General features: G+C 33.7%; 20 protein-coding genes. 13 read left to right on the forward strand and 7 right to left on the reverse strand.

Annotated elements, in window-relative coordinates:
- Positions 1–270 (reverse strand): hypothetical protein, encoded by a 270-nt coding sequence (locus ACGLWY_RS15220; protein ID WP_396620530.1) that lies wholly within the window; start codon positions 268–270, stop codon positions 1–3.
- 761 nt (positions 271–1,031) lie between these two features.
- Between ACGLWY_RS15220 and gyrB the strand changes: the two genes are divergently transcribed.
- Complete coding sequence (gene gyrB, locus ACGLWY_RS15225) at positions 1,032–2,972, forward strand: DNA topoisomerase (ATP-hydrolyzing) subunit B (protein WP_396620531.1); 1,941 nt, start codon at positions 1,032–1,034, stop codon at positions 2,970–2,972.
- An 80-nt stretch (positions 2,973–3,052) separates the two neighbouring features.
- On the opposite strand, the gene ACGLWY_RS15230 is transcribed toward gyrB, so the two are convergent.
- From ACGLWY_RS15230 to ACGLWY_RS15240, 3 genes are all read right to left on the reverse strand, one after another.
- Positions 3,053–3,631, reverse strand: coding sequence for a porin family protein (locus ACGLWY_RS15230; protein ID WP_396620532.1), 579 nt, complete (start codon positions 3,629–3,631; stop codon positions 3,053–3,055).
- Between the two features lie 250 nt (positions 3,632–3,881).
- Positions 3,882–4,652 (reverse strand): membrane metalloprotease, encoded by a 771-nt coding sequence (locus ACGLWY_RS15235; protein WP_396620533.1) that lies wholly within the window; start codon positions 4,650–4,652, stop codon positions 3,882–3,884.
- A 223-nt stretch (positions 4,653–4,875) separates the two neighbouring features.
- A complete protein-coding gene (locus ACGLWY_RS15240; RefSeq protein ID WP_396620534.1) occupies positions 4,876–5,928 on the reverse strand; it encodes a hypothetical protein in 1,053 nt (350 codons plus the stop codon).
- A gap of 464 nt (positions 5,929–6,392) precedes the next feature.
- Between ACGLWY_RS15240 and ACGLWY_RS15245 the strand changes: the two genes are divergently transcribed.
- From ACGLWY_RS15245 to ACGLWY_RS15295, 11 genes are all read left to right on the forward strand, one after another.
- A complete protein-coding gene (locus ACGLWY_RS15245; RefSeq protein WP_396620535.1) occupies positions 6,393–6,902 on the forward strand; it encodes an RNA polymerase sigma factor in 510 nt (169 codons plus the stop codon).
- Positions 6,903–6,978: 76 nt separating this feature from the next.
- Positions 6,979–7,890 carry a FecR family protein gene (locus ACGLWY_RS15250; protein WP_396620536.1) on the forward strand — a complete coding sequence of 304 codons (912 nt, stop codon included), beginning with the start codon at positions 6,979–6,981 and terminating at the stop codon, positions 7,888–7,890.
- Complete coding sequence (locus ACGLWY_RS15255) at positions 7,880–10,447, forward strand: carboxypeptidase-like regulatory domain-containing protein (protein WP_396620537.1); 2,568 nt, start codon at positions 7,880–7,882, stop codon at positions 10,445–10,447. Before ACGLWY_RS15250 ends, ACGLWY_RS15255 begins: the two co-directional genes overlap by 11 nt.
- A gap of 90 nt (positions 10,448–10,537) precedes the next feature.
- A complete protein-coding gene (locus ACGLWY_RS15260) occupies positions 10,538–11,551 on the forward strand; it encodes a DUF6588 family protein (RefSeq protein WP_396620538.1) in 1,014 nt (337 codons plus the stop codon).
- A 472-nt stretch (positions 11,552–12,023) separates the two neighbouring features.
- Positions 12,024–12,944 (forward strand): malate dehydrogenase, encoded by a 921-nt coding sequence (gene mdh, locus ACGLWY_RS15265; protein WP_396620539.1) that lies wholly within the window; start codon positions 12,024–12,026, stop codon positions 12,942–12,944.
- Positions 12,945–13,143: 199 nt separating this feature from the next.
- Positions 13,144–13,761 (forward strand): hypothetical protein, encoded by a 618-nt coding sequence (locus ACGLWY_RS15270; RefSeq protein ID WP_396620540.1) that lies wholly within the window; start codon positions 13,144–13,146, stop codon positions 13,759–13,761.
- 159 nt (positions 13,762–13,920) lie between these two features.
- On the forward strand, positions 13,921–16,908 hold the full coding sequence (gene secDF, locus ACGLWY_RS15275; RefSeq protein ID WP_396620541.1) for a protein translocase subunit SecDF: 2,988 nt from the start codon (positions 13,921–13,923) through the stop codon (positions 16,906–16,908).
- Positions 16,909–17,291: 383 nt separating this feature from the next.
- Positions 17,292–18,569 carry a phosphoribosylamine--glycine ligase gene (locus tag ACGLWY_RS15280; RefSeq protein WP_396620542.1) on the forward strand — a complete coding sequence of 426 codons (1,278 nt, stop codon included), beginning with the start codon at positions 17,292–17,294 and terminating at the stop codon, positions 18,567–18,569.
- Positions 18,570–18,637: 68 nt separating this feature from the next.
- Positions 18,638–19,084 (forward strand): hypothetical protein, encoded by a 447-nt coding sequence (locus tag ACGLWY_RS15285; protein ID WP_396620543.1) that lies wholly within the window; start codon positions 18,638–18,640, stop codon positions 19,082–19,084.
- Positions 19,085–19,597: 513 nt separating this feature from the next.
- The gene (gene yaaA, locus ACGLWY_RS15290) at positions 19,598–20,356 is read left to right on the forward strand and encodes a peroxide stress protein YaaA (RefSeq protein ID WP_396620544.1); all 759 of its coding nucleotides are present in this window, start codon (positions 19,598–19,600) and stop codon (positions 20,354–20,356) included.
- A gap of 3 nt (positions 20,357–20,359) precedes the next feature.
- The gene (locus ACGLWY_RS15295; RefSeq protein WP_396620545.1) at positions 20,360–21,088 is read left to right on the forward strand and encodes a hypothetical protein; all 729 of its coding nucleotides are present in this window, start codon (positions 20,360–20,362) and stop codon (positions 21,086–21,088) included.
- 3 nt (positions 21,089–21,091) lie between these two features.
- Here ACGLWY_RS15295 and ACGLWY_RS15300 read toward each other — a convergent pair whose 3' ends face one another.
- Positions 21,092–21,226, reverse strand: coding sequence for a 30S ribosomal protein THX (locus ACGLWY_RS15300; RefSeq protein WP_117178930.1), 135 nt, complete (start codon positions 21,224–21,226; stop codon positions 21,092–21,094).
- A 144-nt stretch (positions 21,227–21,370) separates the two neighbouring features.
- On the opposite strand from ACGLWY_RS15300, the gene ACGLWY_RS15305 reads away from it, so the two are divergent.
- Positions 21,371–22,051, forward strand: a complete 681-nt coding sequence (locus ACGLWY_RS15305) for a uracil-DNA glycosylase family protein (RefSeq protein WP_396620626.1) — start codon at positions 21,371–21,373, stop codon at positions 22,049–22,051.
- Between the two features lie 151 nt (positions 22,052–22,202).
- Here the strand turns inward: ACGLWY_RS15305 and ACGLWY_RS15310 are convergent, their stop codons facing one another.
- A complete protein-coding gene (locus ACGLWY_RS15310) occupies positions 22,203–22,628 on the reverse strand; it encodes a GNAT family N-acetyltransferase (protein WP_396620546.1) in 426 nt (141 codons plus the stop codon).
- 93 nt (positions 22,629–22,721) lie between these two features.
- Entirely contained in the window at positions 22,722–23,558 is an 837-nt protein-coding gene (locus ACGLWY_RS15315) for a hypothetical protein (protein ID WP_396620547.1), read from the reverse strand.
- Between the last annotated feature and the right edge of the window lie 30 nt (positions 23,559–23,588).

Genomic DNA, 23,588 nt, shown 5'->3' on the forward strand with positions numbered 1-23,588 from the left:
TTATTCTTCTATAACTTTAGAAACCACCAAATAGCCATTCTTTTTTTTGGGGAAGTTTTCGATAATGATTTGTTTCTCAATGGCAGAACTTTCAATCACGACATCGTCTCTTAAATCGCTTAACGACACGGCATTATTATGATTATTATTAAAAGAGTTATTATTTGTGGGTTGTGCATTTTTAATCACATCAAATAATTTGTTCACCGCCTCGCTGGGCTGTGCTCCTTTAATACTTGACAATATATCGACTGTCATAATTTTACTCATGTCTTACATTTTTTAGATTAAAAAAAGCCTTCCGTATTGGGAAGGCTTTATATATTTTTAAACAATAACCTTCCGACCCTAAAAATTAGGATTATTGAAATTATTATTGTTATTAGTTGTCATTATATGGTTTTTTACGCACCAAATATATACAGAAATAATATATCAAGCACTATTTTTTCTTATATCCTATTCTATATTGTCAAATTAGTAAAAAAAACGAGAATAAATTGAAAGTTCCTTAATATATCTGATGTATGGCGGAAAAAGGCACATAAAAGAGCAAAAGGATAAAACTTAAGCAAGTCTCTCAGTTCAAATTTTGTTGGGAAATTATTAAAGTGGCAATAAAAAACACTTTTTAATTTAAAGAATTCCTCGGGAATTGCCCTGTGGTTTGCTATCACCAGTTCGCTGTGTTCGTTCCCGCTTTGACTTCTCCTTGAGAAGAGGTCAAAACGGATCAAAAGACAGTTCTGGGTGAGGTGAAATAAAGTTAAAAAACATATCAAAATTTAGGTTTTAAGCCGTTTTTGGTTTTGCGGTTTATTTGAAGAGGATGAAATTAGCTAAAATCAATTTTAAGGCACTTTTTAGGCAATTTAAGACACTTTTAAGTAATTAACAAATGTTGATAATTTTGATTTATAATCGATAAAAAACTTTAAAAAAGCGCTATGGTTTTGTATATTTGTAAGTATCCTGAAATGATGCGCAAGTGTCATTTTTTTTATGAATTTTAATTAAAAAGATAACAATAAATGAAGGAAGAATTTAATAAGCACAATTATTCAGCAGATAGTATTCAGGCGTTGGAGGGCATGGAGCACGTACGTATGCGTCCGTCTATGTACATTGGAGATGTTGGTACAAGGGGATTGCACCATTTAGTTTATGAGGTTGTTGATAATTCGATTGATGAGGCACTCGCTGGGCATTGTAATAATATTACGGTAATAATTAATGAAGATAATTCGATAACCACCGAAGACGATGGTCGTGGTATTCCCGTAGATTTACATAAAAAAGAAGGTGTTTCGGCTCTAGAGGTTGTTATGACTAAAATTGGAGCAGGTGGTAAGTTTGATAAAGATTCCTATAAAGTATCTGGTGGTTTGCATGGTGTAGGGGTGAGTTGTGTGAATGCTTTGTCTGAACATTTGCGTGCTACAGTTTACCGAGATGGCAAAATTTACGAGCAAGAGTACGAGCGTGGTAAAGCCATGTATCCTGTTAAACAAATTGGTGAATCCGATAAAAGAGGTACGACCGTTACTTTTAAACCTGACGGAACTATTTTTACACAAACCCTAGAGTATAGTTATGATACTTTAGCGAGTAGAATGCGTGAGTTGGCTTATTTAAATAAAGGAATAACTATTCATTTAGTTGATAAAAGAGCGACTAAAGAAGATGGTTCTTTTGAAGGAGAGACATTTCATTCTGAAGAAGGTTTAAAAGAGTTTATCAAGTTTTTAGATGGCAATAGAGAGCCTTTAATGAAAGATGTTATTGCGTTTGAAGGTGAGAAAAATGGGGTTCCTGTTGAAGTTGCTATGGTTTATAATACCTCGTATGCCGAAAACTTGCACTCATATGTAAACAATATTAATACACATGAAGGCGGGACTCATTTGTCTGGTTTCCGTCGTGGGTTGACGATGACTTTAAAGAAGTATGCAGACGAATCTGGCTTACTTAAAAATTTAAAGTTCGAAATTGCGGGTGATGATTTCCGTGAAGGTTTGACTGCCATCATTTCGGTGAAAGTTGCAGAACCACAATTTGAAGGACAAACCAAAACCAAATTAGGAAACCGAGAAGTGTCTGCTTCGGTAAGTCAGGCCGTTTCTGAAATGCTGACCGATTATTTGGAAGAACATCCAGACGATGCTAAAATCATTGTGCAAAAAGTTATATTGGCGGCACAAGCGCGTCATGCAGCTCAAAAAGCACGTGAAATGGTTCAGCGTAAAACCGTTATGAGTATTGGTGGTTTGCCTGGTAAATTAAGTGACTGTTCGGAACAAGATCCTTCAAAATGTGAAGTATTTCTTGTAGAGGGAGATTCGGCAGGCGGAACTGCAAAACAAGGTCGTGATAGAGCATTTCAAGCAATTCTTCCGCTTCGTGGAAAAATCTTGAATGTTGAAAAAGCCATGGTTCACAAAGTGTTTGAAAACGAAGAGATTAAAAATATTTTTACAGCTTTAGGTGTAACCATTGGAACGGAAGAAGATAGTAAAGCACTTAACCTTTCTAAATTGCGTTACCATAAAGTTGTTATTATGTGTGATGCTGATATTGATGGTAGCCATATTGCGACTTTAATATTAACATTCTTCTTTAGATATATGAAAGAATTAATAGAGAACGGTCATATTTATATTGCAACCCCTCCTTTATATTTAGTTAAAAAAGGAAATAAAAAAGCATATGCTTGGAGCGATAAAGAACGCGACACCATAGCTGAAGAGCTTGGAGGTAGTGTAAGCATCCAACGTTATAAAGGTCTGGGAGAAATGAATGCAGAGCAACTTTGGGATACCACTATGAATCCTGAGTTTAGAACCATGCGTTTAGTTCAAATAGATAATGGTACGGAGGCCGATAGAATCTTCTCGATGCTTATGGGTGATGAAGTGCCACCTCGTAGGGATTTCATTGAAAAGAATGCTGTTTATGCTAAAATTGATGCTTAAATAAAATTCTAAATTATATAAAAATTATATAAAAAATGCCGCTTCAATTGAAACGGCATTTTTTTATATCTATCTATTGATTAAAAATCGAACCCAATAGAGAATTGCCAAACACGGTTTTTAGGATTGCCTTCATCGTAAACACTCCCTAATCCTAAATGATATCTAATACCTAAAGACACACCAGACTCCGTTTTAAAGCCAGCACCAAAGTTCATACCCCAATCAAAATTTTGTGGGTCAAATTCTTGAGAGGTATCAAATAATCCAAAACTGCTATCAAATTCTTCTTTGTGAGAGACTGCTAAGCCTACTTGAGGGCCCACTTCTAAAAAGAATGCTTTGTCTGGATAAAGCTTTAGCATTAAGGGCATGTTTATGTAATCTAATTTTTGGGTAAAAGTGCCCCCATTATCCTTTAATTCATAACCCTGTTGTGAATATTGTAACTCTACTTGTAATGCCACGCTTTCTGATAAAAATGATTCACCATAAAAACCAATATGGAATGAGTGTCTTTGTCCGGTTTCGGTATCACCATCAAAACTTACCGCAGCTAAATTATAACCACCTTTAAGTCCTGCATTGGATTTTTGTGTTTGTGCATTTGATGTTAATGCTATTGTAAGGATACATACTATTTTAAAAATTGTTTTCATGTGTTTGCTTTTTTTGAGTTGTAAGGTTATGAGGTTATGAGGTTATGAGGTTATGAGATTATGAGGTGATGAGATTATGAGGTTATGGGGTTATATGGTTATGGAGTTTCAAAGTCTTATCTCTTTGTCTTTTGTCTCGCTAATTTGTCTCGCAAAGCCGCTAAGACGCAAAGTTTTTAAGTTAAAAAGCTGCAAAGTGCCAAAGTTCTTCTTGTCTTGTCTCTCGTCTCTCGTCTCTTGTCTATTTGTTTTATTTACCGCCATTCGCCTGTAAATCGGCAATACATTGGGCATCTAACTCTGGTGCGGAATTTGCACCAATTAAATTATTTAAACCAGCGCCGCTTTCGACAGACCAATGCATTAAACAACTTTCAACGTTACAATGCTTGGTGTGTTCGGTGTCTTCATGATTTTCTACCATGTTTGCTCCTAAATTAGTGAGACCTAAAATATGACCAAATTCATGAGAAATTACAGTTGTTTCTAAAATAGTTCGGTTGGGCTCAAATGGGCTATTACTTAAATCCTGAATGGTTTCTTCATAAATTACAAACGATGTGTTTCTATAGGCTGTTCCTAAAACCACGCCCGAGTCGGTATTGCTTGCAGATTCACCATCCGCAAAAAAAGCCCAAACGGCTATTTGATCGTTTGTATTGTACTTAGTACGGTTGGCATCTTCTATGGTAATGATTTCTTGATTTGTGTAAGGAGCATTTCCAGGGGAGGCAATGGCTCTTTTTTCAACAGTAATGCCATGAGGTTTAAACGTTCTTGCTTCTAAAAAACTAACAAAGTTATTGATGCTGCTTTGGGTGGGTTCAAAACCTTCAACATAAACCAATTCAATAACCATACTTTTAAAAGTAGTATCTGATAGTAAATCGTTTGAAGAACTTCCCGTATTTTTTTGATTAGCTAATTTAGTGTTGGTTGCGTTTTCGTTATCAGTAGCATCTTCTTTTGAACAAGAAACCAAAAAGCCAAAAACCAATAGTAATGTTATTATTTTTTTCATTTGTTTTTTTTAAGTTGCAAAGTTGCAAAGTTGCAAAGTTGCAAAGTTTCAAAGCTTCAGAGTTTCAAAGTTTCAGAGTTTCAAAGTTTGTTGTCTTACTTCTCTTTCTCTCTTCTCTTTTTTCTTTTTTCTCTTTTTCTCTTTTTAAAATAAGCAGCTGTCAGTTTCCCGACAGCTGCTTCGCCATAAATACTATGGCAACCAACCAAAAATCAAATAGGTACTAAATTTGGGACAAAACTAATGTTACTGCAGCATTTGTCGTGCTTTTTAATGAAATGGATGTATTGCTAAAACTGGTTACTTCCCATGTGTTATTTAATAAACTAAATGTGGCGTTACCTGTAAAAGTTAGGTCTAAATACACTTCAGTTTCAGAAGCTACTTCATAGGTGCCTTCTACATTGTCTGCCAGTGCATTTACTTTGTCTTCTGCTACACACGATAAGTCGTTTGCGAAATCTATAGCGTAATTGGCATAGTCGGAAGTTTTGTCGATGCCTGCATTTACAAATGATTGTATTTTAAAGCTTCCTTCAACTAAAATAGTTTCCAAGTTATTTGCTTGGTCTTCTGCTTCATCTTCGGCATCTTCAATACCTAAACAATCTTCAATGCTAGCTTGTAAATCTAAATCGCTAGTAAGTGTTACCGTTGTGCTATCTGATAATGTAGCGGTAATAGGATAGTTTATTGCAAATAATTCGGTGTTGTCCATATCATTCATATACGCATATAATTGTTGTTCGGTTTCAATAACCACACTTCCGGTTTGCTCCAAACTTAGACTATAGGTTAAAATTGTTATGGGGAAATTAACGTCTAAACAAGAAATGGCATCTTCTCCAGCAGCTTCAGCAGCTTCACAGGCATCAATAATAGCATCGTATTCTCCTTGATTTGTAACAACCACTTCGGTATAATTACTTAATCGGACACTAAAAGGGAACTCCAGTGTTACAGTATCATTATCGTTAGTAAACTGGCCTAAAATGTTTAAAACAGTTTCATAATCAGACTGACTTATAATGCTCACTTGGATGCCATTTACTGTTGCAACAACAGGTAATAGTATAGATGAACAAGAAGCGTCATCTAAAAAGTCGTCAAAACTTCCGTCATACATAGAGCTACGCTCTAGGTTACTCGCAGTTTCAGAATTTGAATTATTGGTGTTTGGGTTTTGCCCGTTCTCATTATCAATTTCATCTTGACACGATGTAAAAGTTAATAAGGCTGTTAAGGCTAAACTTGTAATAAATCTTAAATTTTTCATGATAATAATTTTTTTGGGTTATGATATTGAACTTATTTAAACTTTTTTCAATTGGTTAAAAAATGGCCCTTTTACGCCACTCTTTGTTTTTTTTCCTTCCATAGCCCTGCTATGTAACTCTGAAAAAAACTTCGATTGGACAAAAAATGACTAATTTTCACTTCAATCAAAAAAGTTTAAATGCGTTCGTTTTCTTTTTCATAGCGATCTTTTCGCCTTTGTTTTAGTAAGACAACTACCTTTTATTTTACCCTACCTTATTTTAAAAGTCATTTTTAAATTTAGAAGTATTACTGCTAAAATAGATAAAGTTAGAATTATGATTAAGGTGGTTTTCATTATTTTATAAATGCAATCTTGCTTCATAATTGTTTGTGTTATCTTACACCATTAAGACAACTTAAAATATTTTTACCCTACTTTTGTAGAAATTTTTATTTTTAAAGCCTCAAGAACCTATATAAATGGATGCAAATAAACTTTGTGAAGAAACTTATTTTAATGCTTTTTATTTAGAACATGTACAATCGGCAAGTAATTTTGCCTATTATAAATGTGGAGATAAAGATGGCGCTTTGGATTTTGTGCAGGATGCCTTTTCTAAAATTTGGGAAAATTGTTCCAAAATAGATTTCACAAAAGCTAAAACCTATTTATTTACTACTATTAATAATTTGTTTTTAAACATGGTTAAACATAATAAGGTCGTTTTGGAATATGCCAAAGCAGCACCTTATTTAGATAAAACAAACGAAAGTCCTGAATATATTTTTGAAGAAGAAGAATTTAAAAAGAAGTTACAAGATGCCATCTCGTTATTAACTGAATCGCAACGCGAAGTATTTTTATTAAATAGAATAGAAGGTAAGAAATATAGGGAAATAGCCGATTTATTGGATATTTCCCAAAAGGCTGTAGAAAAAAGAATGTCTGGAGCTTTAAAAATATTGCGAGAACATATTGAAAATATTTAGAGTCTCTTAGACAGTTTCTTAAAATTGGGGTAGGGTAAAAATAGTTTAAGTTGTCTTGTATTTGAAGCGTAAAGAAATGAAAAACGAAAATAACATATTAAAATGGTTTGATAATGAGCTTAGCAAGGAGCAAATTCAAGATTTAAAACAATCTGAAAATGTTGAAACCCTTGAGAAGATAGCTTTTTATGCCAAACAAATGCAAGCACCTCAAGTTGATGTGCAAAAAGCATTGGCAGCTTTTAAAGAAAGAAACCTTACTAAAAAAGAGCCTAAAATAATTCCGCTTAATTTTAAAACTTTTTTAAGAATAGCTGCTGTGTTGGTGGTAATGCTTACATCGTCTTACTTCCTGTTTTTTAATAATAATGTGTCTTTTGAAACCCAAATTGCTCAAAATGAAACTTTAACGTTACCCGATAATTCCGAAGTCATTTTAAATGCCGCTTCAAAATTAAAGTACAACAAAAAAACTTGGAAAGATAAACGAAATCTAGAGCTAGATGGTGAAGCCTTTTTTAAAGTAAGCAAAGGAAAAAAGTTTACCGTAACAACCGATATAGGAACGATTCAGGTTTTAGGTACCCAGTTTAATGTAAAGGAGCGCGACAATTATTTTGAAGTGCAATGTTATGAAGGTTTGGTAAGTGTTACTTTTAAAAACGAAACGGTAAAACTTCCTAAAGGAAAAACATTTAGGGTTTTAAATGGAAGTATTCAGGAAGTGAATGATTTTAACGCAGAAACCCCATCTTGGATGCAAGCCGAGACCAGTTTTGAAAAGATCCCATTAAGTCAAGTAATAGCTGAATTTGAAAGACAGTATGATCTAAATGTGTCTTTAAAAGAAGTGGATGCTTCCCAATTATTCACAGGTACTTTTACCCATAAAAACAAAAATATAGCATTGCAATCAATCACTATTCCTTTAAAACTAAGTTATAGAATAGAAGGTAATCAAGTTACGGTGTATAAATATGAAAAATAATAAATGTATTATTTATATAGTTCTATTTGTCGCTAATTTCTGTTTTGCCCAAAATAATTCAAATAAAAAACCGCTTACGGAAATAATAGAGGCAATAGAGCAAAAATTTGATGTCAAGTTTTCGTATGCTTTTGATGATGTTGTTCATGTATTTGTTGAGCAGCCAGCGCCTGAGTATAACCTGCAAGAAACCATAGCATATCTTAATTCCAAAACCTTATTAAATTTTAAAACTTTAGATAATAGATATATTACCGTATCTGTTATAGAAAAAAACATTTCCATCTGTGGTTTTGTGATTGCTTCAGAGGGAAAAGAAGCATTATTTGGAGCTTCGGTAGCCGTAAATAATACTAATAAAGGCGTAATTACTAATGAAGTTGGCAATTTTCAGTTAGATGAAGTGCCTCTAAATGCCATTATTACTGTTTCGTATCTTGGGTATAAAAGTCAAGAATTAAATGCAAAACAATTTTTTTCAGAAGCCAACAATTGCAAACACATTCTTTTAGTTGAAAATAAAGAAGAATTAAACCAAGTCCTTATAACCAAGTTCTTAACTACAGGTTTTCAGAAGTTATTGGACGGAAGTACGGTTTTAAATACCAAAGCATTTGGGATTTTACCAGGTTTAACAGATCCCGATATTTTGCAATCTATACAGGTGCTTCCCGGAGTTGAAAGTGCCGATGAGAGTATTGCAAATATTAATGTGAGAGGTGGGACTAACGACCAAAACCTGATGCTTTGGGATGGCATTAAAATGTATCATTCTGGGCATTTTTTCGGGTTGATTTCGGCTTATAATCCCAATCTTACCAATAAGGTTATTGTAACTAAAAACGGTACAAGTAGTGAGTTTAGTGACGGTGTGTCAAGTACTATAAACATGTTTACTAAAAACGAGTTAACGGGTAAATTTTCCGGTGGGGCAGGCGCAAACTTAATAAGTGTCGATGCTTTTTTAGAAATTCCCATTACCAAAAAAATAGAACTTCATATTTCTGGTCGAAGATCTATTACAGATGTTTTTGGTACACCAACTTATGATAATTATTTTGACAGAAGTTTTCAGGATAGTGATATAAAAACCAACGACGGGCCTATAGAAAACCAAACCACAACATCAGATTTTGTATTTTATGATTACACAGCTAAAGTGTTATTTGATTTAAACGACCATCATAAATTTAGAGCCAATATTATTGGTATCGATAATAATTTAGATTATTATGAGCGTATCACAAACAGTAATGAAACCGCATCTAAATCAAGCAATTTAGCTCAAAAAAACATGGGATTTGGCGGTCATTGGATGGCTAATTGGAGTCCTAAATTAAGATCTCATTTTACTACGTATTATTCAAAATATAATGTAGACGCCAATGATTATAGAATTGAGTCGGATCAGTTATTAACACAGACAAATGAAGTGTTGGAGACTGGTTTTAAGCTTAATACTTATTATAAACTAACTGATTTTTTAACCCTTTTAAACGGTTATCAATTTAATGAAACAGGGATACTGAATAATACATCGGTATCAAGACCTTCGTACGATAAAACAAAGAAAGATGTATTGTTAAATCATGCTTTATATACCCAAGCGGAGTATAAGCAAGCCGGTACTTTTTTTAGAATTGGAGTCCGGGCTAATTATTTTCAGAAATTTAAAAAGTTATTAATAGAGCCTCGATTGAATCTAAGGCAAAAGTTATCAAATCAATTGGCCGTAAAATTAGAAGGCGAATTTAAAAACCAATCGGCAACACAAATAATTGATTTCCAGGACGATTTTTTAGGCGTTGAGAACAGGCGATGGATTTTGGCCAACGAGAAAAATTCATCTGATCCAAACGATAGGAATATACCGATTTCAGAAAGCAAACAAGGGTCTTTTGGGCTTGAGTTCAATCAGAATAATTTAAACATGGATGTTACTGGGTTTTATAAAACGGTTGAAGGTATAACAGCAAGTAACCAAGGGTTTTATAATAACTTTCAATATATCAATGCCATTGGGGATTATACAGTGAAAGGTCTGGAATTTTTAGCTAATAAAACAACCAATAATTTTAGTACATGGGTAAGTTATACGTATTCCATTAATGACTATAAGTTTGAAACTTTCACGCCATCGGTATTTCCAAACAATGTAGATATTAGACATTCCATTTCTCTAGGCATTAACTATGATATTTTGGAAAATCTGAAAATATCGATTGGTGGTATTTGGCGTTCCGGACGCCCATATACATCGCCCGTAGTAGGTAACGAAACTGTTCAGTCAGGAAATACCACTTATGTAAACTACGATGCACCCAATAGCAAAAACCTTGATGAATTTAAACGATTGGATGCATCTTTAAGTTATAAGTTTAATATTTACCAATCAACTAATGCCTCTTTAAAGATTGGTGTAATTAATATTACTAATACTAAAAACATAATAAACCGTTATTATAAAGTAAATCCAAACGATTCTAATGCTACCATTCAAATAAATAATGCTTCCTTAAGCTTAACCCCAAATGTGAGCTTTAGAGTTTATTTTTAAAACAAAACATCGTTAAAATGCTATTTTTTACGATAAAAAGTTTGTTTATGTAGTTTTTTATATATATTTGTGTAACCTAAATTTAAAAGAATGAAAAAAATTTGCCTACTTATGTTGTTGTGTATAGCAACGATATCATCAAAAGCACAAAGCGATTTAGATGCCTTACTTGCTGCAGGTGTAGATGATGCACAGCGTTTTGCTAATGATTATTTAGCGCCAGGAACCAATGGTTTAATGTATAGTATGAATGCCAACTGGTTTAATACAGCAGATGCTAAACCATTAGGTGGTTTCGAAATTTCAGTGATAGCAAATGCGGCTTCTGTTAAAGATGAAAATAAATCATTTTTAATGAATACAGATTTATACAACAATGTACAATTTGTTCAAGGACCAAGTTCGCAATATGTATCAACAGCTTTAGGATCTAACGATTTAGATGTTGTTGTAGAGGTTACTTATGAAGACCCTATTTTTGGAAGTCAAACCGAACAAATTACATTGCCAAGTGGTATAGGTTCAGGGAAGATTAATTTGCTGCCTACAGCCTTTATACAAGGAGCGTTAGGGTTAAGTAAAGGGATAGAGGTTAAAGCGCGTTTTGTGCCTAAAATAGATACGGATGATGTCGCTATAAGCATGTACGGTGCAGGCTTGCAAGTAGAATTTACTAAATGGTTACCTGCCGATAAAATATTACCAGTAGCTGTTTCAGGATTGGTTGCTTATACCCATTTAGACGGTACTTATGATTTAACGGGTTCTTCAAATTTAAATGGAGACAATCAGCGTTTAGAAAATGATACCAATACATGGTTGCTTCAATTAATAGCATCAACAAAATTGCCTATTATTAATTTTTACGGAGGTATTGGTTATATCAAAGGAAAATCAGAATCCGATTTATTGGGAACTTACGAGATTTCAGATGGTGTTTTTACAAAAGAAATTGTGGACCCATTTTCTGTTTCAAGTAAAGCTAGTGGTGTTAGGGGTACTCTGGGAACCAAGTTGAAATTAGGTTTTTTTAGATTTAATGCCGAATATCATTTGGCCGAATTTAATGCCTTTTCTGTTGGTATAAATTTTGGGTTTAGATAATCCTTAAATTTTCAAGAAAATTTTTAATGAATTCGAATTATATAATTGTTTAGTTTAAGTTATTTTAATAATGATTAGTTAATAAAAAAGTGCAAGATTTAATCTTGTACTTTTTTTATTTAGTGTATTTTAATTCGTAATTTAGCGTGCTTAAAAGCATAAAAATTAACCTTTTGTGGTGCGTGAATGCGTAATTTTTATATTGAACCCGTTTAAACTTTTCATAATTGGCTAAAAAATGGTCCTTTTACACTCGCTTTTTGTCTTTTTCTTCTTCCGTAGCCCTGCTATGCAACTCGAAAAAGCCTTTTACCGAGCATAGGGTGGAGCAAAAAATAACCTTGTGAGCTATTTTAGCGAACGAGCCAGCTGTCGCTGGGTTAATTTTAGCTTCAATCAAATAAGTTTAAACGAGTTCATTTCAAAAGGAAAAGATATCACAATTATTCAAAAAATTATTAAAAACTAAAAAATGAAAGTAACAGTAGTAGGTGCAGGAGCAGTAGGCGCAAGTTGTGCAGAGTATATTGCCATTAAAAATTTCGCTTCAGAAGTTGTTTTATTAGACATTAAAGAAGGCTATGCCGAAGGTAAAGCTATGGATTTAATGCAAACAGCCTCATTAAATGGTTTCGATACCAAAATAACGGGTATCACAAACGATTATAGCAAAACAGCAAATAGTGATGTTTGCGTAATAACTTCTGGTATTCCACGTAAACCGGGAATGACACGCGAAGAATTAATTGGTATCAATGCAGGAATTGTTAAAACTGTTTCTTCAAGCTTAATTGAATTTTCTCCAAAAACAATCATTATTGTGGTGAGTAACCCAATGGATACTATGACTTATTTGGTGCACAAATCTACCAACTTACCAAAAAACAAAATTATTGGTATGGGGGGAGCTTTGGATTCTGCACGTTTTAAATACAGATTAGCAGAAGCTTTAGGTGGTCCAATTAGCGATGTAGATGGTATGGTAATTGGTGGTCATAGTGATACAGGGATGATTCCTTTAACGCGTTTAGCTACTAGAAATGGCGTGCCAGTTTCAGAATTTTTAAGTGAAGATAGATTAGACCAAGTAAAAGAAGAAACTAAAGTTGGTGGTGCTACACTTACCAAATTATTAGGTACTTCTGCATGGTATGCACCGGGAGCTGCTGTATCTGGAATGGTTCATGCGATTGCTTGCGATACTAAAAAAGTATTTCCTTGTTCAACGTTGTTGGAAGGTGAATACGGTTTTAATGATATTTGTCTTGGTGTACCAGTGGTTTTAGGAAGAAATGGTATTGAGGAAATTGTTAATATCACTTTAAATGATGCTGAAAAAGCAACTATGGTAGAAAGTGCACAAGGTGTAAAAGCTGTTAACGATTTATTGTAATATATGAGTGCCTAAAGTGCGCTAAAGTTATAAGTGTACTAAAGTTATAAGTGTACTAAAGTTATGAGTGCCTAAAGTGGCGTGTTAAAAAGCTACTTTAGGCACTTTAAGTATTTATAACTTTCAATTTATAAGTATCACTTCAAAATTAAAAATATAAAAACTGTCAAATTATAAGCTAAAATCATATATTTGGCGCATGAAGGCAAAATGGTGCATTAGTACTTTAATTTTTATTTTTACTTTATTGGGTGTTGCAAATCATCAACAAGCTCCCGTGCCCAATCAGGAAATTGTATTGCAGTTTGCCCAACTGGAAGCCTCATCAAACCAAGCCAAAAACACCATCGCTATTGTTAAAAAACAATTGCAGATTTTAGGTGCTAATAATATTCAAGTAGAAGAACAAGCGGTAGGAAGCTATAAAATCTCATATTATAGCCATACCGATGTCGCCCATGTAAAAAAAATACTTTCTGAAGAAAAAGAATTAGCATTAGGTAAAGTGTCCTCTAATGAACACGAAAAACCAACTAAATCACCTTCCAAAAAACAAGCTGCTACATACAATTTAGATGTATTTGAAATACAAAAACATGACGCAAACACAGGTTTTGGTGGTAAATGTGCTTTAGAACTAAAGTACGATTACAACCGATTCTTTATTCCTATTGCATCTGTACCAACACAGGAAATAGTAATGAAGAACATAGAGCATCTTGAAAAAGAAGCCTATAGATTCCAAAAGAATATGGCGCTTGCCATAGACAATACGTCCCATAAAACACCTGAAGTTAGGGCGGGACCTACCTGCTAAAGAGGATCTTTACCAACACAAAAAAGCCATTTTAAGTATAGCTTTATTAGTAGTTTTAGAGCTATCGATATTCATTTATTATCATAAAAAAACAACTGTCAAATCACTGGTGAATTTTATATTTGCTCGTTTAAAAAAATTTGACCAAAAAAAATTACAATGCAAAACAAAGGACTCGTAAAGTTATTTGCCGTTTTGTTTGGTTTGGTAAGTATTTACCAATTATCATTCACGTTCAAGGCAAATCAAATAGAAAAAGCTGCTGAAGAAGTAGCCATTAACAAAATTCCAGAATCTGATCCAGATTATCGTGCAAAACGAAGTGCTGAAGAAGCCAACTATTTGCAATCTGTAGCTACAGATACTGTATTTAATATTGGTATTGCTAAATTCACTTATAACGATGTGAAAGCAAAAGCCATGAATTTAGGCCTTGATTTAAAGGGTGGTATCAACGTTATTCTTCAGGTTTCTGTAAAAGACATCTTAAAAGGATTGGCTAATAATACTAAAAATCCTGTATTCAATAAGGCTTTAAATGATGCCGAAACACTCCAGAAAAATAGTCAAAACACCTATTTGGAAGATTTTTTCATTGCATTTGATAAAATTAAAGGCGACACCAAATTAGCGTCTCCAGATATATTCTATACCAAAGCTTTAGATGGCGAGATTGAAGGAAACATGTCTGACGATGAAGTTAAAAAAGTCATCAGCACAAAGATTGATGAATCTATCGTTTCTGCTTTCGAAGTATTACGTAAACGTATTGATGAGTTTGGTGTTACATCGCCAAACATTCAGCGTTTAGGATCTTCTGGTCGTATTTTAGTAGAATTACCAGGTGTTAAAGATGTTGAACGTGCTACAAGTTTACTTCAAAGTACAGCGCAATTAGAGTTTTGGGATGCTTATAAAGGTGAGCAATTCTTTAACTTTTTAATGCAAGCCAACGAGGTTTTAAAAGAAACTGCTGAGGTTGAGAAAGACACGCTTAATGCGGAACCTCAAGATGAAGAAAATGCAACGGAATCAACGATTGATGCCCTTTTAGGAGAAGCTGCTACCGATTCTACAGCAACAAAAACCGTAAACCCAATTTTCGATTTAATTCGCGGACAAGGTTACCAAGGTGGACCGGTTATTGCACGGTTTGAAATTAAGGATAAAGAAAAAGTTCTTAACTATTTAAACTCACCAAAAGTACGTGCATTACTTCCTGCCGAAATGCGTTATGCCAAATTTGCTTTCGGGAAGCCAGAAAAAGATAGCGAAATAGTAGATCTATATGCTTTAGTGGGTAATAGAGATAACATACCACAATTAAGTGGTGCTGTTGTAACAGATGCCCGAAACGATTTTAGTCAAACTAATAAGCCAACGGTATCTATGCAAATGAATGCCAAAGGTGCTAAAATTTGGGAAGAAATGACCGGTAAAGCATATGCGCAAGGAAGTCAAATTGCCATTGTTTTAGATAATGTTGTGTATTCTGCCCCAGGTGTAACTACAGGACCTATTTCTGGTGGGAATTCAGAAATTTCAGGAAACTTTACACTAAATGAAGCTGTCGATTTAGCCAACGTACTACGTGCGGGTAAATTACCGGCATCTGCAGATATTATTCAAAGTGAAGTTGTAGGGCCATCATTAGGGCAAGAAGCTATTGATAGCGGCAGCATGTCTTTCATGATTGCTTTGGTATTAGTATTGGTTTGGATGGTGCTTTATTACGGAAAAGCAGGTGGTTTTGCCGATGTTGCCATGATTTTAAACATCTTATTAATCTTCGGTATTTTGTCGGGCTTAGGAGCTGTATTAACCTTGCCTGGTATTGCGGGTATCGTACTTACCATTGGTATGTCGGTGGATGCGAACGTTATTATTTTCGAACGTATTCGTGAAGAAATAGCCAAAGGCAAAGGACAAAAAGAAGCTATTCAAGACGGATTCAGTAATGCGCTGTCTTCTATTTTAGATGCCAACATTACTACAGGTTTAACCGCTTTAATTTTATTTATTTTCGGTACAGGTCCAATTAAAGGCTTTGCTACGACCTTATTAATTGGTATTGGGACCTCTTTATTTACAGCGATTTTTATTACCAGATTATTAGTTGATTGGTACGTGAACAGAGGTGGTAAATTAGAGTTCTCTACGCCTCTTACAAAAAACTTATTTAGAAATTTAAGTATCGAGTTCTTAAAGAAACGTAAAATTGCTTACATCATTTCAGGGGCATTTATTTTAGTGAGTTTAGGCTCTTTATTTACAAATAGTTTAGACCAAGGCGTTGATTTTGTTGGAGGTAGAACGTATCAAGTACGTTTCCCACAAGACGTTAGTGCTTCGGAAATTACAGCGACTTTAGTAGGTGCGTTTGGTAGTGCCGATGCCAAAACATTTGGTGATGCGAATCAGTTAAAAATCACCACTAAATATAAAGTAAATGAATCTGGTTCTGAAGTTGATGAAGCGATAAGAAAAACACTTTATACCACATTGCAACCACATTTAGAAGGTCAGTCTTATGACGATTTTATTAATGAATCTGAAGATAAGTCGGTTGGTTTAATGAAATACTACAAAGTAAGTCCAACGATTGCCGATGATATTAAACAAGCCTCTTTCTGGGCTATCTTAGGCTCTTTAATCGTCGTGTTCCTTTATATTTTATTGCGTTTCAAGAAGTGGCAATTCTCATTGGGAGCTGTGGCAGCGGTATTCCATGATGTATTAATTGTATTAGGTGTATTCTCGTTAACATACAAGTTTATGCCATTCAGTATGGAAATAGACCAAGCATTTATTGCGGCGATATTAACGGTTATTGGATACTCGTTAAACGATACCGTAATTGTATTTGATAGAGTTAGAGAGTATGTTAATGAGCATACCACCTGGAGTTTTGATAAAGTAATAGATGTGTCGCTAAGCAGTACCTTAGGAAGAACTTTAAATACATCGTTAACCACATTGGTAGTGTTGTTAGCCATCTTTACTTTTGGTGGTGATTCTATTAGGGGCTTTATGTTTGCATTAATAGTGGGTATTGTAGTAGGTACTTATTCATCATTATTTATTGCTACACCTTTAATGTACGATACCGTAAAAAGAAGTGATGACAAAAAGAAAGTAAAAGAATAACTTAATAAAATAGTTTCTCGAAAAAGCCTATTGACAGTTTGTTGATAGGCTTTTTTTTGTTTTATGGGCGTTCCCTAAAAAGGTCGGGTTTTACGCTATATCTTTTTAAAACGTCTTTGCAAGGATGTAAATATGGCAATCTGCTAAATTTTAGTATTTCACTATTTTTATTTCAATCAATTTTTAAAAAGGATGCCGCTTCAACCCCTAACGCAAAGCCCGTTTTCAAACCGAAGACCTGTTCAAGTATCTAATTAATAGTAAAAAAGATAACTAGTAATTTATTTTTAAACGTATATACAACAAACAACTAAATTATATACTTTTAATAAAGATTTCAATCATTCAAAACATATTCATTTCCTGTGAAAACACAACAACCCTTGAGCAAAAAGTTTCTTTTTGTATCGCGCTGGGGCGAATCTTTAGATATTATAAATACAATTAAATTAGAAGGCCACGATGTTAAAATGTTTATTGAGGACAAAGGCTCTAAAGAAATTGGATATGGCTTTGTTAACAAAGTAACACAGTGGGAAAAACACATCGATTGGGCAGATATTGTTGTTTTCGATTATACTGGTTATGGTAAAATGGCAAGCGAATTAAGAACAGCAGGAAAGTTGGTGATTGGTGGCACCGAATACACCGATAAGTTAGAGTTGGATAGAAATTTTGGACAGGCTGAATTACAAAAACATAAGATTAAGGTCATTCCGTCTAAAGAATTTACATCATTTAACGATGCTATCAAGTATATTGAAGCCTACCCAAACACCTATGTTATTAAGCCTTGTGGCGAAACCCAAGAGCTTAAGCAGCTCTTGTTTGTAGGGAGTGATGATGAAGGTTTGGATGCCATTCGGGTTTTAAAAGCTTATGAAAAATCATGGGGCAATGATTTTGGAGATTTTCAATTGCAACGAAGGGTCAAAGGTGTTGAAGTATCTATTGCTGCATTTTTTAATGGAAACGAGTTTATTTATCCTATTAACATCACTTTCGAACATAAAAAACTATTCCCAAAAGAGCTGGGTGTTTCAACGGGTGAAATGGGAACCAGTATGTTTTGGACCAAAGATTCACCTATTTTTGAAGCCACTTTATTGAAATTTCAAAGTACACTCGCCAAACATAACTTTATAGGACATATCGATATTAACTGTATTGTAAACGGAAATGGTATTTATCCGTTAGAGTTTACATCTCGGTTTGGATATCCACAAATCTTTATTCAACGTGCGGGAATTAACGAACCTATGGGCGAATTATTTTTAAAGTTGGCAGCGAAAAAGCAATTTAAAATCAATGTAAAAAAAGGGTTTCAGGTAGGAGCTTTTATTGTTGTACCACCGTTTCCGTATGACGACAAAAAAACATTCAACCTATTTTCCAAAGATGCTGTGGTCGTATTTAAGAAAAACGGAAAAGAAGGTGTACACCCCATGCATTTAAAAAAAGTAAATGACGAATGGTTAATTACAGGTAATACAGGTATTGCCGTTTTAGTTACGGGTGTTGGAAATACCATGAAAGATGCCCAAAAGATGATGTATAATAGAATTAGTAACGTGATCATCAATAACGGGTACTACAGAACAGATATTGGCGATCGTTGGACTGAAGATTCCGATAAACTTTGGTCGTGGGGCTTGCTGTAACTATGTCACCTTGAGCGCAGTCGAAAGGTACTTATTTTTCATCCAATTCATTTTTAATATATGCATAAATGATTTTTAAAGTTTGTACAGATACCGCCGAATTTTTTAAAATACTACCCAAGGATTGGCAAGACGGCATCGTGCCTTTTTGGGAACATTATAAAGAAACCACTAAATGCTATGCGCTTTTGGATAATAACCAAATAATAGCTGGTGGTTTGGTATTTTCAATCTGTCCTCCCGATATGTTGTATGCTGAAGCAGAAGCAAACACTTGGCTTCATAAAGGCTATCAATATTTAGGTTTTATTTTTGTTATAGAAGAAAGAAGACAACAAAATTTGGGCTCACTTTGGTTGAGTGAATTAAAAGCGATGCATCCAAAACAAAACTATTGGCTAACTATTGAAGATTTAAAATTAGATGCCTTTTATGTGAAAAACGGATTTCAACATAAAAAATGTTTATATAATAATGGAGTAGAAGAAGGGCTTTATGTTTTTGAAGCTACATGATGATTAATTTATCTTAGAAGTGATTTAAACTTTTTCAAATTGGCTAAAAAATCGCCGTTTTGCACCCTTATTTTGTCTTTTTATCGCTCCGTAGCCCTGCTATGCAGCTCAAAAAAGTCTTCATAACGGCACAAAACCATCAATTTTCACTTCAATTCAAAAAGTTTAAATCACTTCTTATTGAACTATTAATAAATACTTGCTGTCTAAGTTTTAATTATTGCTTAGTAGTTGTAACTTTGAGATTATAAAAATCATTTTAGTACATGACAAAAATCCAAATATAATCAGATGTCCGTATGGGTTTGTCGAAGCCGTATAAATAAAGAAGAGGTAGAGTAGGACTTCGACAAGCTCAGTCTGACAATGTATGGTTTAAATTGGTTTTGTCGAACACAGTCTGTCAAGCTGAGCCTGTCGAAGCTATATGCAGAAGTATTTGGGATTGGGCTTCGACAGGAACCTGTATGACACGCTTTAATTTTTGTCATGTACTAAAAAAAAACATAGATAATGAAATTAGTATTGTCACCAGCAAAGTCACTCGATTTTGAAACTAAGTTACCCACAACACAATATACCGAGCCGCAGTTTTTAGACCAATCGGAACGTATAAATAAATTGCTTAAAAAGAAATCGGCCAAAAGTTTATCGAAACTTATGGGTATTTCCGATGCTTTGGGACAATTAAATTATCAGCGTAATCAAGAGTGGCAATTACCTTTTACACCAGATAATGCAAGACCTGCCATGTATGCCTTTAGTGGCGAGGTTTACAGAGGATTGGATGCCTATACCATTTCAAAAGAAAAAATAGAAACGGTACAAAATACGGTGCGTATTATTTCAGGTTTATATGGTTTACTTAGACCCTTGGATTTAATTCAACCTTACCGATTAGAAATGGGAACCAAATTCCCTGTTGGAAAAAATAAAAATCTGTATGCCTTTTGGCAGAAAACCATTGCTAAAGCATTAAATGAAGAATTGGAAGACGGTGAGTTATTCTTAAACTTGGCCAGCAACGAATACTTTAAAGCCATCGATGCTAAAGCGTTAAAAGTACCTGTAATTACTGCAAATTTTAAAGATTTCAAAAATGGCGAATATAAAATGATTATGACGTTTGCGAAACAAGCCCGAGGCTTCATGGCGAGATACGTTATAGATACCAATGCAAAAACAGTTGATGATATTAAGGCTTTCAATTATGAAGGGTATAATTTCAGTGAACCTATGTCTACCGACACAGAATTGGTTTTTATAAGATAAGTTATGCCATACTATTTAATTCTATTACTTCAAGGTTACTGTATTTACCACGCATATAAACACAGAAACCCATACTATTGGTATTTTTTAATTATGTTTATACCCGTTATAGGCTGCATTATTTACTTAATAACCCAAGTTTATAATAAACGTGATGCGGAAAAAATTCAAGAGGAGATTGTATCGGTTATCAATCCAACCAAAAAAATTAAGGATTTGGAAAAGCGTCTTCAATTTACCGAGACTTACCAAAACAGGGTTAATTTAGCCGATGCTTTATGGGATCTTAAGGATTATAAAAATGCGATACCACATTATTTAGAAGCGTTGGAAGACAGTTCCCAAAACGATTTTTATGTTACTAATAAATTAATAGAAGCATATTATGGTATTGAAGATTATAGTAGCGTCATTCTATATGCTGAAAAAATTCAAAATCAATTTGAGTTTAAAAAATCGAGAGCACAATTTTTATATGGATTGGCTTTAGAAAAGTTAGGTAATTTTGAAGAGGCAGAGTCAAATTTAAGGCAAATTGATGTTCGCTATTCTTTTTATAATGAACGTTTAACACTTGCTAAATTTTTAATAAGCAGAGATAAAACGAGCGATGCTAAAGAGATACTAGAAGAAGTAAGAATTGAATCCCAAAACATGACACGTTCCAATAAACGCATTTACCGAGCCACTATTGAAGAGGCTGAAAAACTTTTGGCAGAACTTGGCCACTAGACATTATCTTGCAATGGCTTTTTTATCAATGCTAATTTTGGTTTCAACGGATGGTTTCTTTTTTATCCTAGGGCGTCTAACGCCAAAAGTGCCTCTGTTTATTTTGCCTCGTTTGGTTTTTTTATCTCCTTTTCCCATAATTCTATGTATTTTTAATCTAAATAACTCACCGAAGGTTCAGTCTCGGGGTATCCAATTCACCGCTCCTTTGGAGCGATCAGAACTGCCCGAAAAGGCAGTTCTAGGTAAAATACAAAATTTCAAATTAAAATCAAAGTAAAACTGTTTAAACATAAGCATCCATATCAACCATTTATACAAGCAGATACTACCAAATTAATTGTAGGTACACTGCCGCCGCCACGTTTTTCAATGGGCGAACTTTTAGAAAAGGATGTCGATTTTTGTTATGGAAGTTATTATAATTCGTTGTGGTTGTATATTGATGAAATTTACAATCTCAATTTAAAATATAACAATTCCCAAGAAGCAATAGATGAACGCAAAGCCTTTCTAATGATCCATAAAATTGGTGTTTGCGATATTGTTGAAAGTTGCGAACGCAATAAAATTGATGCATCCGATTTGGGGATGAAAAACATAAAACTAAGAAATTTAATAGGGTATTTAAAAGCATTTCCAAACATTGATACGCTTTTATTTACGGGTGGAAATAGTAAAAACGGTCCTGAATATTTCTTTAGAAAGCATCTTAAAGACTTTGGTTTAAAATTAGAAGTTGTTTCTTCCGAAGTGCCTCGAATACATCAATTTGAATTATCAGATGCTTTGAATGCAGTTGGAGCTTCCACAAGAATCATTAAAACGGTATCACTGACTTCAGGTTCTGGTGCTGCTAATATTTCAATAAGTAAACTACCGTTATACAAACAACTAAAGGCTGAAAACCCAAAATTCACCACCTTCGATTTTCGGGTGATGCAGTATAAAGCATTTTTATAGGCTATGTTTTATTGCGTTATAATGACCTTGGATTTGATTGCAAATAACTTCCATAAAAAACAAACATCCTTAAAAGGACGCATTTATATCTTGTTTTTATAAAATTATGGGTTTGTACAACCGGTTATCGGTGTTGGCATTAGTTTTTTTATCATATATTTTTAGTCAGATAATGTGAAGCATGACCTTTTGGCCGGCCATTTAGAGTTGCTATGTGGCTATATCCAACTTTTTCATAGAAGGGTTTTGCTTGCCAGCTTGTAGTTTCAACAAATACTTTTTCATAACCATTTTCCTTGGCAAAATTTTCAGCAGATTCAATTAACTTTTTTCCAATTCCTTTTCCACGACAGTCTTCAGATAACCAAAGTAATTCTATATGCATGGTATTCCAAAAGCAAACAGCTCTTATTCCTCCAATAATTTTATCAAATTCATTTCTAACAAAAACGAAAAATTTAATTTCTTTCTCAATAGGTTCAAGGTCGGAGGTTTTTGAGTTATTGAAGTTGATAATTCCTTGACTGATGGTTTCAGTATCTTGTTTATTAGGAGTTGTAGTTATTTCAATATTCATTTGTTTATCAGTTATCTTTTATTCTTGATTGATTCCGAAATTGCACACTTAGTGAGATACTACCTTTTATTTCAAAGAATAAAATATGGCCATTTAATAATACTCTATTGTCCTTTCAATGATGTATTTTGGTGTGTCTTCTCCAAAGTCAATCCGCTTAATCCAATTATTCTTTTCGTCATAGTCATATTTATAAATTTCTTTCGAACTATAACCGCCATCCAATAAATACTTCTTTTCAATTAAATTGTCTTTATCATCATATTTATATATGAATTTATGATTTACACCATTTTGATTAAAATTACTAGATTCAATTTTATTGCCATTATCATCATATTTATAAATTTCTTTCCAACTTAAAATACCATTTGTAAAGGTGCTCTTTTCAAGGGCATTTCCTTTATCATCATATTTAAAAATGTTTTTCCAATGCAAAATACCATCTACTGTATAAACACTAACTTCCGTTAGATTGTCTTTATCATCATATTTATAGGTGACCAAACTGCCTTCTAAACTCCCATTTGTATAAGTGATTTTTTCAATTATATTGTCTTTATCATCATACTTATAGGTGTTTCTGTAACTCATTTCTAAACTATCAATTGGGTAGTACGTATTCACTTCAATTGGGTTGCCTTTATCATCATATTTAAAAGTTTCTTTACCACTTTCTCCATTTGGGGCAAATTGATTTATATTAATTTTATTACCCTTATCATTGTATTTATAAATTTGTTCCAAAATTAAACTATCACCATCACCAAAATACCTTTCAACCCTTTCAATTATAAAGCCTTTGACGTTATATTTATTATAATATTCATCAGGTGCCAATATTCCTGGGCTGTCTATGTCTCCTTTTGTTATTTCACCAAATTTACCAATTGCATGATAAGAAATTTGCTTTAATGTTTTGATTATCATAAAATTATAGCTAACTTTCTATGCACTCCC

The organism is Mariniflexile sp. HMF6888 (assembly GCF_044335535.1).
Classification (GTDB): domain Bacteria; phylum Bacteroidota; class Bacteroidia; order Flavobacteriales; family Flavobacteriaceae; genus Mariniflexile.